At 55.1% G+C, this 15510-nt stretch carries 14 protein-coding genes; 10 read left to right on the top strand and 4 right to left on the bottom strand.

Annotated features, from left to right (window positions below; genetic code table 11):
- Window positions 1–11 precede the first annotated feature (11 nt).
- From ilvE to ilvA, 3 genes are all read left to right on the top strand, one after another.
- Entirely contained in the window at window positions 12–941 is a 930-nt protein-coding gene (gene ilvE, locus FD428_RS21405; protein WP_012131120.1) for a branched-chain-amino-acid transaminase, read from the top strand.
- A gap of 66 nt (window positions 942–1007) precedes the next feature.
- Window positions 1008–2858: a dihydroxy-acid dehydratase gene (gene ilvD, locus FD428_RS21400; protein ID WP_024130091.1), complete on the top strand. Its 1851-nt coding sequence runs from the start codon at window positions 1008–1010 to the stop codon at window positions 2856–2858.
- A gap of 2 nt (window positions 2859–2860) precedes the next feature.
- The gene (gene ilvA / locus FD428_RS21395) at window positions 2861–4405 is read left to right on the top strand and encodes a threonine ammonia-lyase, biosynthetic (protein WP_024130092.1); all 1545 of its coding nucleotides are present in this window, start codon (window positions 2861–2863) and stop codon (window positions 4403–4405) included.
- 94 nt (window positions 4406–4499) lie between these two features.
- Here the strand turns inward: ilvA and ilvY are convergent, their stop codons facing one another.
- Window positions 4500–5390: an HTH-type transcriptional activator IlvY gene (ilvY, locus tag FD428_RS21390; RefSeq protein WP_049009056.1), complete on the bottom strand. Its 891-nt coding sequence runs from the start codon at window positions 5388–5390 to the stop codon at window positions 4500–4502.
- Window positions 5391–5555: 165 nt separating this feature from the next.
- On the opposite strand from ilvY, the gene ilvC reads away from it, so the two are divergent.
- Window positions 5556–7031 (top strand): ketol-acid reductoisomerase, encoded by a 1476-nt coding sequence (gene ilvC / locus FD428_RS21385; RefSeq protein ID WP_012131124.1) that lies wholly within the window; start codon window positions 5556–5558, stop codon window positions 7029–7031.
- Window positions 7032–7152: 121 nt separating this feature from the next.
- On the opposite strand, the gene ppiC is transcribed toward ilvC, so the two are convergent.
- The gene (ppiC, locus tag FD428_RS21380) at window positions 7153–7434 is read right to left on the bottom strand and encodes a peptidylprolyl isomerase PpiC (protein ID WP_001140251.1); all 282 of its coding nucleotides are present in this window, start codon (window positions 7432–7434) and stop codon (window positions 7153–7155) included.
- A gap of 194 nt (window positions 7435–7628) precedes the next feature.
- Between ppiC and FD428_RS21375 the strand changes: the two genes are divergently transcribed.
- The 4 genes from FD428_RS21375 (at window position 7629) to rep (ending at window position 11951) form a co-directional block, all read left to right on the top strand.
- A complete protein-coding gene (locus tag FD428_RS21375) occupies window positions 7629–8330 on the top strand; it encodes a Crp/Fnr family transcriptional regulator (RefSeq protein ID WP_114848765.1) in 702 nt (233 codons plus the stop codon).
- Between the two features lie 28 nt (window positions 8331–8358).
- Window positions 8359–9102 carry a nucleoside phosphorylase gene (locus FD428_RS21370; protein WP_114848764.1) on the top strand — a complete coding sequence of 248 codons (744 nt, stop codon included), beginning with the start codon at window positions 8359–8361 and terminating at the stop codon, window positions 9100–9102.
- The gene (pnuC, locus tag FD428_RS21365) at window positions 9102–9830 is read left to right on the top strand and encodes a nicotinamide riboside transporter PnuC (protein WP_114848763.1); all 729 of its coding nucleotides are present in this window, start codon (window positions 9102–9104) and stop codon (window positions 9828–9830) included. The genes FD428_RS21370 and pnuC overlap by 1 nt, the downstream gene beginning before the upstream one ends.
- 99 nt (window positions 9831–9929) lie before the next feature.
- Window positions 9930–11951 (top strand): DNA helicase Rep, encoded by a 2022-nt coding sequence (gene rep / locus FD428_RS21360; RefSeq protein WP_104867967.1) that lies wholly within the window; start codon window positions 9930–9932, stop codon window positions 11949–11951.
- Window positions 11952–11998: 47 nt separating this feature from the next.
- On the opposite strand, the gene gppA is transcribed toward rep, so the two are convergent.
- Both gppA and rhlB read right to left on the bottom strand, forming a co-directional pair.
- A complete protein-coding gene (gene gppA, locus FD428_RS21355; protein WP_012131131.1) occupies window positions 11999–13483 on the bottom strand; it encodes a guanosine-5'-triphosphate,3'-diphosphate diphosphatase in 1485 nt (494 codons plus the stop codon).
- 8 nt (window positions 13484–13491) lie between these two features.
- Window positions 13492–14757, bottom strand: a complete 1266-nt coding sequence (rhlB, locus tag FD428_RS21350; protein WP_114848762.1) for an ATP-dependent RNA helicase RhlB — start codon at window positions 14755–14757, stop codon at window positions 13492–13494.
- 143 nt (window positions 14758–14900) lie between these two features.
- Between rhlB and trxA the strand changes: the two genes are divergently transcribed.
- Together trxA and FD428_RS21895 are read left to right on the top strand one after the other, a co-directional pair.
- Window positions 14901–15230: a thioredoxin TrxA gene (gene trxA / locus FD428_RS21345; RefSeq protein WP_001280776.1), complete on the top strand. Its 330-nt coding sequence runs from the start codon at window positions 14901–14903 to the stop codon at window positions 15228–15230.
- A gap of 169 nt (window positions 15231–15399) precedes the next feature.
- A complete protein-coding gene (locus FD428_RS21895) occupies window positions 15400–15492 on the top strand; it encodes a rho operon leader peptide (protein ID WP_223849128.1) in 93 nt (30 codons plus the stop codon).
- Window positions 15493–15510 lie beyond the last annotated feature (18 nt).

The raw sequence follows: 15510 nt of genomic DNA, 5'->3' as shown, positions 1-15510 counted from the left end.
AAGGAAGAAAAATGACGACGAAAAAAGCTGATTACATCTGGTTCAATGGTGAGATGATTCGTTGGGAAGATGCGAAGGTTCATGTGATGTCCCACGCACTGCACTACGGTACTTCCGTGTTTGAAGGGATCCGTTGCTACGACTCTCACAAAGGTCCAGTGGTGTTCCGCCATCGTGAACACATGCAGCGTTTGCATGATTCAGCCAAAATCTATCGTTTTCCCGTCTCCCAGAGCGTTGATGAGCTAATGGAAGCCTGCCGCGACGTTATCCGTAAAAACAACCTGACCAGCGCGTATATTCGTCCGCTGGTGTTTGTGGGCGATGTAGGGATGGGCGTTAACCCGCCTCCGGGGTACAGCACTGACGTCATCATCGCGGCGTTCCCGTGGGGCGCATACCTGGGCGCAGAAGCGCTGGATCAGGGGATCGATGCGATGGTTTCTTCCTGGAACCGCGCAGCGCCAAACACCATTCCGACAGCGGCAAAAGCGGGCGGTAACTACCTTTCTTCACTGCTGGTAGGGAGTGAAGCGCGTCGTCATGGCTACCAGGAAGGTATCGCGTTGGATGTGAATGGTTATATTTCCGAAGGCGCAGGCGAAAACCTGTTTGAAGTGAAAGATGGCGTGTTGTTTACCCCGCCGTTTACCTCCTCCGCGCTGCCAGGTATTACCCGTGATGCGATCATCAAGCTGGCGAAAGAGCTGGATATCGAAGTGCGTGAGCAGGTGCTGTCTCGCGAATCTCTGTATCTGGCGGACGAAGTGTTTATGTCCGGTACTGCGGCAGAGATCACGCCGGTTCGCAGCGTGGACGGTATCCAGGTAGGCGAAGGCCGCTGCGGTCCGGTCACCAAACGTATTCAGCAAGCATTCTTTGGCCTCTTCACCGGTGAAACCGAAGATAAATGGGGCTGGTTGGATCAGGTAAATCCATAAATTAAAAATAAATGGGACGGCACGCACCGTCCCATTTAACAGACAGACACTGGGAGTAAATTACGCATGCCTAAGTATCGTTCCGCCACAACCACACATGGTCGCAATATGGCGGGTGCCCGCGCGCTGTGGCGCGCCACCGGGATGACCGATGCCGATTTTGGCAAACCGATCATCGCCGTCGTGAACTCATTCACCCAGTTTGTGCCGGGTCACGTTCATCTGCGCGATCTCGGTAAGCTGGTCGCCGAACAGATTGAAGCCGCTGGCGGCGTCGCCAAAGAGTTCAACACCATTGCCGTGGATGATGGCATCGCTATGGGTCACGGGGGCATGCTGTATTCACTGCCGTCTCGCGAACTGATCGCCGACTCGGTGGAGTACATGGTGAACGCCCACTGTGCGGATGCGATGGTCTGTATCTCCAACTGCGACAAAATCACCCCAGGGATGCTGATGGCCTCGCTGCGCCTGAACATTCCGGTAATTTTTGTCTCCGGCGGCCCGATGGAAGCCGGGAAAACCAAACTTTCCGATCAGATCATCAAGCTCGATCTGGTTGATGCGATGATTCAGGGTGCGGACCCGAAAGTTTCTGACGATCAGAGCAATCAGGTCGAACGCTCCGCTTGCCCGACCTGTGGGTCGTGTTCCGGGATGTTCACCGCTAACTCAATGAACTGCCTGACGGAAGCGCTGGGCCTGTCGCAGCCGGGCAACGGCTCGTTGCTGGCAACCCACGCCGATCGCAAGCAGCTGTTCCTCAATGCCGGTAAGCGCATTGTTGAGCTGACTAAACGTTACTACGAGCAGGATGACGCTTCCGCACTGCCGCGTAATATCGCCAGTAAAGCGGCGTTTGAAAACGCCATGACGCTGGATATCGCCATGGGCGGTTCGACCAACACCGTTTTACACCTGCTGGCGGCGGCGCAGGAAGCGGAAATCGACTTCACTATGAGCGATATCGACAAGCTTTCCCGCAAGGTTCCACAGTTGTGTAAAGTCGCGCCAAGTACGCAGAAATACCACATGGAAGACGTCCACCGCGCAGGCGGCGTACTGGGTATTCTGGGCGAGCTGGATCGCGCCGGGTTGATGAATCGCGATGTAAAAAACGTGCTGGGTCTGACGCTGCCGCAAACGCTGGAGCAGTACGACGTTATGGTCAGCCAGAATGAAGCGGTAAAACAGATGTTCCGTGCAGGCCCGGCGGGTATCCGCACGACGCAGGCGTTCTCGCAGGATTGCCGCTGGGATTCGCTGGATACCGACCGCGCCGAAGGCTGCATTCGCTCGCTGGAACATGCCTACAGCAAAGATGGCGGTCTGGCGGTGCTCTACGGTAACTTTGCTGAAAACGGCTGTATCGTAAAAACCGCAGGCGTGGATGACAGCATCCTGAAATTTACCGGCCCGGCGAAAGTCTATGAAAGCCAGGACGATGCGGTTGAGGCGATTCTTGGCGGTAAGGTGGTTGCTGGTGATGTGGTGGTTATTCGCTACGAAGGGCCGAAGGGGGGGCCTGGTATGCAGGAAATGCTCTACCCGACCACCTTTCTGAAATCGATGGGGCTGGGTAAAGCCTGTGCGCTGATCACCGATGGCCGTTTTTCCGGCGGCACGTCTGGCCTCTCTATCGGTCACGTCTCACCGGAAGCGGCCAGCGGCGGTAATATCGCCATCATCGAAGATGGCGACATGATTGCTATTGATATTCCAAACCGTGGTATTCAACTGCAACTGAGCGATGCGGAAATCGCCGCGCGCCGCGAAGCGCAGGAAGCCCGAGGTGATAAAGCCTGGACGCCGAAAGATCGTCAGCGCCCGGTCTCCTTTGCGTTGCGTGCTTATGCCAGCCTGGCGACCAGCGCCGATAAAGGCGCAGTACGCGATAAATCGAAGCTGGGAGGTTGATGATGGCCGAGTCGCAACCCCTGTCAGCCGCCCCGGAAGGGGCGGAGTATCTGCGTGCGGTACTCCGCGCGCCGGTATATGAAGCAGCGCAGGTGACGCCGCTGCAAAAAATGGAAAAACTCTCTTCGCGCCTCGACAACGTTATTCTCGTGAAGCGTGAAGACAGGCAGCCTGTACACAGCTTCAAGCTGCGCGGAGCTTACGCGATGATGGCGGGGCTCACCGAAGAACAAAAAGCCCACGGCGTTATCACCGCATCGGCGGGTAACCATGCTCAGGGCGTGGCGTTCTCCTCCGCGCGTTTGGGTGTGAAAGCATTGATTGTGATGCCGCTGGCGACCGCCGATATCAAAGTGGACGCGGTGCGCGGGTTTGGCGGGGAAGTGCTGCTGCACGGCGCGAACTTTGATGAAGCGAAAGCGAAAGCTATCGAGCTGGCGCAACAGCAGGGCTTCACCTGGGTTCCGCCGTTCGATCATCCGATGGTGATTGCCGGGCAGGGCACGCTGGCGCTGGAACTGCTCCAGCAGGATGCGCATCTCGACCGCGTATTCGTGCCGGTTGGCGGTGGTGGACTGGCGGCAGGCGTAGCGGTGCTCATCAAACAACTGATGCCGCAAATCAAAGTGATCGCCGTTGAAGCGGAAGATTCGGCCTGCCTGAAAGCGGCGCTGGATGCCGGTCATCCGGTGGATCTCCCGCGTGTGGGACTGTTTGCCGAAGGCGTGGCGGTTAAACGTATCGGCGATGAAACCTTCCGTCTGTGCCAGGAATATCTCGACGACATTATCACCGTTGACAGCGATGCGATTTGCGCAGCGATGAAAGATCTGTTCGAGGATGTGCGTGCGGTGGCGGAACCTTCCGGTGCGCTGGCGCTGGCGGGGATGAAAAAATACATCGCCCAACACAATATTCGCGGCGAACGCCTGGCGCATGTGCTTTCTGGCGCGAATGTGAACTTTCATGGTCTGCGCTATGTGTCTGAACGCTGCGAGCTGGGTGAACAGCGCGAAGCGCTGCTGGCGGTGACTATCCCGGAAGAGAAAGGCAGCTTCCTGAAGTTTTGTCAGTTGCTGGGCGGCCGTTCCGTTACCGAATTTAACTACCGTTTTGCCGACGCTCAAGATGCCTGCATTTTTGTCGGCGTCCGTCTGAGCCGTGGACTGGAAGAGCGCAAAGAGATCCTCGCGCTGCTGCATGAAGGCGGCTACAGCGTGGTGGATCTCTCCGACGACGAAATGGCGAAACTGCATGTGCGCTATATGGTTGGCGGACGCCCATCGAAACCGTTGCAGGAACGTCTGTACAGTTTCGAATTTCCAGAGTCGCCCGGCGCGCTGCTGAAGTTTCTGCACACGCTGGGAACGCACTGGAATATTTCGCTGTTCCACTATCGCAGCCACGGCACCGACTATGGTCGTGTGCTGGCGGCGTTCGAACTGGGCGAAAACGAGCCAGATTTCGAAACCCGGCTGAACGAGCTGGGCTACGAGTGCCACAACGAAAGCGACAACCCGGCGTTCCGCTTTTTCCTGGCGGGTTAGGGTGTTCGGGAAAATGCCTGATGGCGCTGCGCTTATCAGGCCTACGTTCTTTTGAGCCGTAGGCCGGATAAGGCGCTTGCGCCGCCATCCGGCATTAGTGGCCAGGCAGTAAATTCCAGAACGCATCAATAAGCGGCTCATGCAGCCGCTTTTTTTGTGCGCAAACGCCCAGCTCAAACGGCGTTTTCTCGTCGCTGCGCTCCAGGATCATCACGCGGTTACGCACGGGTTCAGGGCTATTTTCCAATACCACTTCCGGCAGCAGCGCCACGCCGCAGCCGAGCGCGACCATCGACACCATCGCTTCATGTCCACCGACCGTCGCGTATATCGACGGATTGCTGATTTTCTGACGGCGGAACCACAGCTCAATACGGCGACGCACCGGGCCTTGATCGGCCATGATAAACGGCACCGTTGACCAGTCGGGTTTATCCACTGAGACCTGATTTCGCACCGGGCAAGGCAATGCGGGAGCTATCAGCACCACCGCCAGATTCTCCAGCATTGAAAACGCAACCGCCCCGGGCAGGGTTTCCGGTTTACCGGCAATCGCCAGATCCGCCTCGCCCGTCACTACTTTTTCCATCGCATCGGCGGCATCGCCGGTGGTGAGTTTGATTTCCACAGAGGGATGCTCCGCCCGGAAACGGTCAAGAATGGGCGGCAGATGGCTATAAGCGGCAGTGACCGAGCAGAAGATATGCAGCTCGCCCGACAGCGACGGGCCTTGTTGGTCGATGGTGTGACGTAACTGCTGATACTGCAACAGCGTTTGCTGGGCGAACGTTCGCAGCTCTTCTCCCGCTTCGGTGAGCGTAACGGTACGGTTATCGCGAATGAACAGCGGCTGGCCGAGATCCTCTTCGAGGCGTTGAATCTGCCGGGAGAGCGTGGAAGGGCTAACGTGCATTGCCCGCGCGCTGCGGCCAAAATGGCGACTTTCCGCCAGATGCAGGAAGGTTTTCAGATCGCGTAAATCCACTGGCTTTACTCCCGATGTCTACGTTGCAGAAATTGCAATGTGATGTTGTGAATATATCAATTTCCGCAATAAATTTCCTGTCATATAGTGAGTTCATTCTCTCTTGCACAGACACGGCAAGCGAACCGAACAATAAGCACGACACAACATCACGGAGTTACAGATATGGCTAACTACTTTAATACACTGAATCTGCGCCAGCAGTTGGCGCAACTGGGTAAATGTCGCTTTATGGGCCGCGATGAATTTGCCGATGGCGCGAGCTACCTTCAGGGTAAAAAAGTGGTCATCGTCGGCTGTGGCGCTCAGGGGCTAAACCAGGGCCTGAACATGCGTGACTCCGGTCTGGATATCGCCTACGCCCTGCGTAAAGAGGCGATTGCCGAGAAACGTGCTTCCTGGCGTAAAGCGACCGAAAACGGCTTCAAAGTGGGGACTTACGAAGAGCTGATCCCGCAGGCTGATCTGGTGGTTAACCTGACGCCGGACAAACAGCACTCCGACGTGGTGCGTTCCGTGCAGCCGCTGATGAAAGACGGCGCGGCGCTGGGTTACTCCCACGGTTTCAACATTGTGGAAGTGGGCGAGCAGATCCGCAAAGACATCACCGTGGTGATGGTGGCGCCGAAGTGCCCGGGTACTGAAGTCCGTGAAGAGTACAAACGTGGTTTCGGTGTACCGACGCTGATCGCCGTTCACCCGGAAAACGATCCGAAAGGCGAAGGGATGGCTATTGCCAAAGCATGGGCGGCGGCAACTGGCGGTCATCGTGCGGGTGTGCTGGAGTCCTCCTTCGTGGCGGAAGTGAAATCTGACCTGATGGGCGAGCAGACCATCCTGTGCGGTATGCTGCAAGCGGGTTCTCTGCTGTGCTTCGATAAGCTGGTGGAAGAAGGTACTGACCCGGCATATGCGGAAAAACTGATTCAGTACGGCTGGGAAACTATCACCGAAGCGCTGAAGCAGGGCGGCATTACGCTGATGATGGATCGTCTGTCCAATCCGGCAAAACTGCGTGCTTATGCGCTGTCTGAACAGCTGAAAACCATCATGGCGCCGCTGTTCCAGAAACACATGGACGACATCATCTCCGGTGAATTCTCCTCCGGCATGATGGCGGACTGGGCGAACGATGATAAGAAACTGCTGACCTGGCGCGAAGAGACCGGTAAAACCGCATTCGAAACCGCGCCGCAGTATGAAGGTAAAATCGGTGAGCAGGAGTACTTCGATAAAGGCGTACTGATGATCGCGATGGTGAAAGCGGGCGTTGAGCTGGCATTCGAAACTATGGTGGATTCCGGCATCATCGAAGAGTCTGCGTACTATGAGTCACTGCACGAACTGCCGCTGATCGCCAACACCATCGCCCGTAAGCGTCTGTATGAAATGAACGTGGTTATCTCTGATACCGCCGAGTACGGCAACTACCTGTTCTCTTACGCTTGCGTACCGTTGCTGAAAGCGTTCATGACTGAAATTCAACCGGGCGATCTGGGTAAAGCGATTGCTGAAGGCGCGGTTGACAACGCACAGCTGCGTGATGTGAACGAAGCGATTCGTGGCCACGCTATTGAGAAAGTGGGCCAGAAACTGCGTGGCTATATGACTGATATGAAACGCATTGCGGTAGCTGGTTAAACAGGTTGTCGGGTGGCGCTAACGCTTACCCGACCTACAAAAAGCCATTATTTCGTAGGCCGGGTAAGCGTTAGCGCCATCCGGCAAAAAAGCCCGGTGTTTATACTCACCGGGCTTTTTATTAGTTGCGATACAGCACCTTAATGATGTGGTATCCGAACTGGGTGTGCAGTGGGCCGGTTGGCTCCAGCACCGGGCAGGAGAAGACCACTTTGTCGAACGCCGGAACCATCTGGCCCTGACGAAACTCACCTAAGTCACCGCCTCTTTTGCCTGACGGGCAGATAGAGTGCTTTTTCGCCAGTTTGCCAAAGTCGGCGCCATTCTTGATTTGTTCCAGAAGATCCAGCGCCAGCTTCTCTTCTTTTACCAGGATATGCAGTGCTGCTGCGGTTTTCGCCATTATTTCGCTCTCATGTCTCAAAGGTTGCCCGCCACTTTATCATTCCTTAGGGCGTCGGACATATACTCTTCGCCATCGCAGGACAGATGTCCCGCCGGGTTTAATGAACCGGGAGATGAACGACACTTTTATCAGACATATTCCCTCTGCAACAGGACAGCCGTCCTGTCTTTCCATCTCAGGAGAGAGATAACATGAGCTCAATGAAAAACGCAGAATTTTCAGGTGACTGGCTGACAGGGCTAACCCAAATCGTACGCGATCCGCAGCTGTATGAGCTGCTCAAATATTGCCCGCTGGACATCATGCAGCGCTGGCGCGTTGAGGAAATACCTCGCGGAGCGCTGATTTGCCGTCAGGGCGACATTTGTCGGCAATTCTCGCTGATTGTTTCCGGTGAGGTGGATGTCTTTTACGAAGCTGAAGACGGGCGCCGTTATCGGCAGGCACATTACCGCAAAGGAGACATGCTGGGCGAGCTGGAGATTTTTGAGTCGCGGCATTACATCTGTTCGGTGATGGCGGTTGGCAGCGTTCAGTTGTTAAGCCTGCCGCAGGCGGATTTTCATCGCTGGCTGGCGCTGGATAACCATTTTAACCAGCGGATGCTGCGCTTTTTCAGCCAGCAATATTATCAGTTGTCGAAAAAGGCCAGCAGCGACAATTTGTACTCGCTGTATCAACGGGTTTGCCAGGCATTATGGCAGCGATATCAACATGATGAATCGACCACGATTTTGCTGGATAAACAAAATCTCAGTCAGGAATTTGCGGCGACGACGCGCAGTATCAACCGTATTTTGCACGATCTGAAATTGCTGAAAATTATTGATACCGACGGTGAGCGGATCGTCTTATTAGCCCCTGAAAAACTGAAACAGGAGGCGGAGATCTGAGTCCCTCAGCACAGTAAGGAGACAGAAGATGCAACCCCATATTCGATTAAGCAATAGCATGACCGGTGCGCGGTATGCGCTATTGCCCGGCGATCCTGAGCGGGTGGACAGGATCGCCCACTTTCTTGATAACCCTGAGATACTGGGGCAAAACCGGGAATTTCGGGCGGCGCGCGGCACATATAAAGGGATTGAGATTCTGGTGCTGTCGACGGGAATCGGCGGGCCATCAACGGCCATTGCCATTGAAGAGTTACGGCAGATTGGCGTAGACACGCTGATTCGCATCGGTAGCTGTGGGGCATTGCAGGATACGCTGGCGCTGGGCGATCTGATTATCGCCAACGGTGCGGTCGCCGATGACGGCACCAGCAAAACCTACGCGCCAGCCTGCTATCCGGCCTGCGCAGACCCGCAGCTTATCGCCACGTTGATCCAGCAGGCGAAGCAGATGAACATTTCTGCGATTTGCGGACTGGTGCGCAGCCACGACAGCTTTTATACCGATCGTGAAGCTGAACTGGATGCGGAATGGTCAGCGCGCGGTATTCTCGGGGCGGATATGGAAACGGCGGCGCTGATGGTGGTCGGCGCACTACGTGGGCTGCGTACGGCGTCGTTGCTGAACGTGGTCGTTGCCCACAACGGCTGTCTGGACAGCAGTATTAATGATTATGTTCAACAGGAAACGCTGTGTCTGCGGGGTGAAGAACGTCAGATTTCCCTGGCGCTACAGGCCATTTATTTCGATAGCCAGCAAGGAGAGCAGTGATGGACTTTTTCAGTATTAATAACGTGATGGTCAACATTCCTCTCGGCGAAGGCGGGTATGCGCTGTCGTGGATTGAGGCTATCGGCACGGTCTTTGGTTTATTGTGCATCTGGTGCGCCAGCCGGGAAAAAATCATCAATTACCTGTTTGGTCTGATTAACGTCACCCTGTTTGCCGCGATCTTTTTCCAGATTCAGCTATATGCCAGCCTGTTGCTTCAGGTGTTCTTCTTTGCCGCCAATATCTATGGCTGGTATGCGTGGAGCCGTCAGAATGAGGCGCAAGAGGCGGCGCTGAAGGTGCGCTGGCTCTCCCGCCAGCAAACGCTGGTGCTGAGCGGTGTGTGTATTGTCGCCATCCTGCTGATGACGCGGTTTATCGACCCGGTGTTCGCCATGCTGACCCATATTATGCTCGGGTTGCTGCAAACGGTAGGGGTTCAGGTGGCGATGCCAGAGCTACAGCCGGACGCGTTCCCGTTCTGGGATTCCACCATGCTGGTGCTGTCGATCGCGGCGATGGTGCTGATGACTCGCAAATATGTGGAAAACTGGCTGCTGTGGGTGCTTATTGACGTCATTAGCGTGGTGATTTACGCGGTACAGGGCGTCTATGCGATGTCGCTGGAGTATGTCCTGCTAACGGCGATTGCGATTATGGGATCGTACAGCTGGATCCTGAGCGCAAAACGCAACGGCTATGCGCCGCTTGCCGCCAGCGCCACCTGATTAACGCTTTCCAGGCTGTCTGAAAGGGCAGCCTGTTACTCCCTCGGCCCTGCTTTCTGCTACAATCCTTCCCCCGTTCGAAGATTGAGCAATATTCCCATGCGTTTAAACCCCGGCCAACAACACGCTGTCGAATTCGTCACCGGCCCCTGCCTGGTGCTGGCGGGCGCGGGTTCTGGTAAGACTCGCGTTATTACCAATAAAATCGCCCATCTGATTCGTGGTTGCGGCTATCAGGCGCGCCATATTGCGGCAGTGACCTTTACCAATAAAGCGGCGCGTGAAATGAAAGAGCGTGTCGGGCAAACGCTGGGGCGTAAAGAGGCGCGCGGGCTGATGATCTCCACTTTCCATACGCTGGGGCTGGATATCATCAAACGTGAATATGCGGCGTTGGGGATGAAATCGAACTTTTCGCTGTTTGACGATACCGATCAGGTCGCATTGCTGAAAGAGCTAACTGACGGTCTGATTGAGGATGACAAAGTTATCTTGCAACAGCTGATCTCGACGATCTCTAACTGGAAAAACGATCTGATGACGCCCACTCAGGCGGCGGCAAGCGCAAAAGGGGAACGCGACCGCATCTTTGCTCACTGTTATGGTCTGTACGATGCGCATCTGAAGGCCTGCAATGTGCTCGATTTTGATGACCTGATTCTATTGCCGACGCTGCTGCTACAGCGTAATGAAGAGGTGCGTGAGCGCTGGCAGAACAGGATTCGCTATCTGCTGGTGGATGAATACCAGGATACCAACACCAGTCAGTATGAACTGGTGAAGCTGCTGGTGGGAAGCCGCGCGCGCTTTACGGTGGTGGGTGATGACGACCAGTCGATCTACTCCTGGCGCGGCGCGCGTCCGCAAAACCTGGTGTTGTTGAGTAAGGATTTCCCGGCGCTACAGGTGATCAAGCTGGAGCAGAACTATCGTTCCTCCGGGCGCATTCTGAAAGCGGCGAATATCCTGATTGCCAATAACCCTCACGTCTTTGAAAAACGCCTCTTTTCTGAACTGGGCTATGGCGCGGAACTCAAGGTGCTGAGCGCGAACAATGAAGAGCACGAGGCCGAACGCGTTACCGGCGAGCTGATTGCCCATCACTTTGTGAATAAGACTGAATACAAGGATTATGCCATTCTGTATCGCGGGAACCACCAGTCGCGGGTGTTTGAAAAATTCCTTATGCAGAACCGTATTCCCTACAAAATTTCTGGCGGCACGTCGTTCTTCTCCCGCCCGGAGATTAAAGACCTGCTGGCCTATCTGCGCGTATTGACCAACCCGGATGATGACAGCGCTTTCCTGCGGATTGTGAATACGCCAAAACGAGAAATCGGCCCGGCCACGCTGCAAAAGCTGGGCGAATGGGCGATGACGCGCAACAAGAGTCTGTTTACCGCCAGTTTTGATGTGGGGCTGAACCAGACGCTGACCGGGCGCGGCTATGATTCACTGACCCGCTTCACCCATTGGCTGGGGGAAATTCAGCGTCTGGCGGAGCGTGAACCGATTGCCGCCGTGCGCGATCTCATCCACGGTATTGATTACGAATCCTGGTTGTATGAGACCTCGCCGAGCCCAAAAGCGGCGGAAATGCGCATGAAGAACGTCAACCAGTTGTTTAGCTGGATGACCGAAATGCTTGAAGGTAACGAACTTGACGAACCCATGACGCTCACCCAGGTGGTGACGCGCTTTACGCTGCGCGACATGATGGAGCGTGGTGAAAGTGAAGAAGAGTTGGATCAGGTACAGCTCATGACGCTGCATGCCTCGAAAGGACTGGAGTTCCCGTACGTGTTTATGGTGGGAATGGAAGAAGGATTCCTGCCGCACCAGAGCAGCATTGACGAAGACAATATCGATGAGGAGCGCCGTCTGGCCTATGTGGGGATCACCCGCGCGCAGAAAGAGCTGATCTTCACGCTGTGCAAAGAGCGTCGTCAGTACGGCGAACTGGTACGCCCGGAACCAAGCCGCTTTTTGCTGGAACTGCCGCAGGACGATCTTATCTGGGAGCAGGAGCGTAAAGTGGTAACGGCCGAGGAGCGGATGCAGAAAGGGCAGGCCAGCATAGCCAATATCCGCGCCATGATGGCGAAAGCAAAAGCGAAGTAGGTATTTTCCAGGCCGGATAAGCGTAAGCGCCATCCGGCAGCCAGCATCTAATGAACGTCCAAAGGCCAGTGGACATAGCTTTGCCACTGGCTTTCCTGATCGATCAACTCTTTACCCAGCGGGTGATGCTCCAGCCACCCTTGCGGCAAGGTTAACGTCAGATTCTCATCCTGCGCCTGCAACGTAATCTGTGGCACCAGATCGTCACGGCGACGGCTGGCAAAAATGATCGCCAGACGCAACAGGCGACAAAGATGTTCAGCGACGCGCGGCGGCACCGCATTCTGCTGGTGGAGGGAAGAGAGGTCGATCGGGTTGGTCTGATTTAACAACAGGGTGGCTAACAGCTTCTTTTGCGCAGGAGTGAATCCCGGTAAATCCAGATTACGCACCAGATAAGCCGCGTGCTGCGGCGCCTGTTTAAAATCAACGCTCAGGCCGATTTCATGCAGCTGACAGGCACTGGTCAGGAGTTCGCGACTGATCGGCTCAAGATGCCACTTATCTTCCACCTGATCGAGAAAGTTTACCGCCAGATCCGCTACGCGATGCGCCTGTTCGGTATCGACCATAAATCGACGCTGAATGTTACGCAGCGTGCGGCTGCGAATATCCTGATCCACCGCCAGATGCAGCATGCCATACACCAACCCTTCGCGCAGCGCTCCGCCTGCAAGCGTCATACACTGGATGTCCAGTTCGGTGAAAATCGCGATCAGAATGGCCAGACCGCTGGGGAATACCAGCGCGCGTTCCAGCGTTAACCCTTCAATTTCCAACTCTTCCAGACGGCCGCAATGAATTGCGCGTTGCTTCAGCTGTTGAAGTTTCGCCAATGTGATGCGCTCATCCATGCCCTGCGCCATCATGATTTCCTGCAACGCCTGGACGGTGCCAGACGCGCCTACGCAGACTTTCCAGCCATGCTTGCGTAGCTCATCGGCGACCGGACGCAGCACTTCACGCGCGGCTTTTTCCGCTTCATCGAAGTTTTCTTGCGCCAGATTGCGATCGGTAAAGTAGCGTTCAAGCCAGGTGACGCAGCCCATTGACAGGCTAAACAGAGAGGTGGTTTGTGCGCCGGTTCCGGTGACCAGTTCGGTGCTGGCGCCGCCAATATCGACCACCAGACGCTGATCGGCGCCGCCGGTGGTATGGGCAACACCCTGATAAATCAGCCGCGCTTCTTCTTCGCCGCTAATGACCTGGACAGGACAACCGAGGATCTCCTGCGCTTTGGCGATAAACTCGCCCGCATTGACGGCGAGACGCAGCGTTGCCGTGGCGACGACGCAGATTTGCGGTTGAGGAATATCCTGTAGGCGTTCAGCGAAAAGGCGCAGACATTGCCAGCCGCGCTCCATCGCTTCAGCGGAAAGCGAATTATCACTGTTCAGGCCCGCAGCCAGACGCACCTTGCGCTTAATTCGCGTGAGCGTCTGGATGCTTCCAGCCACCTCGCGTACAACCAGCATATGAAAACTATTGGAACCGAGATCAATTGCGGCATACAGCGAAGTGGAAGTGAGCATATATTACGTTAACCTGAACGACGACGATTACGCGGCGCGCCGGTGCGACGCGATCCATTGCCTGGGCGCGAGCGCGTCAGGCGCAACGGCTTCGGCAAATTGGTCATCAGCGCTTCCGGGTTATATTTGCTGACCGGGATAGAGTGACCAATATAAGCCTCAATGGCAGGCAGGTTCAGCGCGTACTCTTCACAGGCCAGGCTGATAGAGTGACCGCTCGCTCCTGCGCGACCCGTACGTCCGATACGGTGAACGTAGTCTTCGCAGTCATCCGGCAGGTCATAGTTAAAGACGTGCGTTACGGCCGGAATGTGCAGACCGCGCGCGGCAACGTCGGTTGCGACGAGGATATCGAGATCGCCACGGGTAAACTCGTCGAGAATACGCAGACGTTTTTTCTGGGCAACGTCGCCGGTCAACAGGCCGACACGATGACCGTCAGCTGCCAGATGCCCCCAGATGTCTTCGCAGCGGTGCTTGGTATTGGCGAAAACAATGGCGCGATCCGGCCACTCTTCTTCGATCAGCGTTTGCAGCAAACGCATCTTCTCTTCGTTAGAAGGGTAGAAGAGCTCTTCTTTAATACGGTGGCCTGTCTTTTGTTCCGGTTCCACTTCAACATATTCGGCGTTGTTCATCTGCTCGAACGCCAGTTCGCGAACACGGTAAGAGAGGGTTGCGGAGAACAGCATGTTCAGACGCTGATTGGCCGGCGGCATGCGGCGGAACAGCCAGCGGATGTCTTTAATAAAGCCCAGATCGTACATGCGATCGGCTTCATCCAATACGACGACCTGAATGGCGCCGAGGTTAATGTGGTTTTGTTTCGCGTAGTCGATCAGACGACCCGTGGTGCCGATCAGAATATCGACGCCGCTTTCCAGCACTTTCAGCTGTTTGTCGTAGCCGTCACCGCCGTAGGCCAGGCCTAATTTCAGGCCGGTGGTCTGCGCCAGCGGTTCCGCATCGGCGTGGATCTGCACGGCCAACTCACGCGTCGGCGCCATAATTAAGGCGCGCGGCTGGTTCACCTTGCGATCGTCAATCGCGGGATGAGAGAGAAGATAATGAAACGAAGACGTCAGGAACGCCATCGTTTTTCCGGTTCCGGTTTGCGCCTGCCCTGCGACATCACGACCCGCCAGCGTTAGCGGGAGGGCCAATGCCTGAATGGGCGTACAATTATGAAACCCTTTATTTTCAAGGGCTTCTATCACCTTTGGGTGCAGGGCGAAGTCGGAAAACTTCTGTTCTGTTAAATGTGTTTTGCTCATAGTGTGGTAGAATATCAGCTTACTATTGCTTTACGAAAGCGTATCCGGTGAAATAAAGTCAACCTTTAGTTGGTTAATGCGACATCAACACGTCGTTGATGAAGGCGAAACCAACACACCAGGCTTATTCCTGTGGAGTTATTATGAGCGATAAAATTATTCACCTGACTGACGACAGTTTTGACACGGATGTACTCAAAGCGGACGGGGCTATCCTCGTTGATTTCTGGGCAGAGTGGTGCGGACCGTGCAAAATGATCGCCCCGATTCTGGATGAAATCGCTGACGAATATCAGGGCAAATTGACGGTTGCTAAACTGAACATCGACCAAAACCCAGGCACCGCGCCGAAGTATGGTATCCGTGGCATCCCGACCCTGCTGTTGTTCAAAAACGGTGAAGTCGCAGCAACCAAAGTGGGCGCACTGTCCAAAGGTCAGCTGAAAGAGTTCCTCGACGCCAACCTGGCGTAAGACGGAAGTTTCATGTTCGGGTGACCAGCATCCTAAATTATTCGGATGACTGGACGCCCGGCTTGAGTCGTGCTAACTTAGTGTTGACTTCGTATTAAACATACCTTATTAAGTTTGAGTCTTGTTTTTTCCAACGCTTCCCGTTTTTTCTCGCGCGAGAAGTGAACAGATTCCTGGCTTGTCACTCAATCCGTCTTGTCGTTTCAGTTCTGTGTACTTTCCTGTGACCAGACAGCGAACAGACATGAGTTGGTGGCCGTAAACAGGCATGGATGATCCT

This window comes from Citrobacter sp. TBCP-5362, assembly GCF_005406305.1.
Taxonomy (GTDB): domain Bacteria; phylum Pseudomonadota; class Gammaproteobacteria; order Enterobacterales; family Enterobacteriaceae; genus Citrobacter_B; species Citrobacter_B koseri.
The sequence above is the reverse complement of the archived record's forward strand: the minus strand, read 5'-3'. Positions and strand labels throughout refer to the sequence as shown.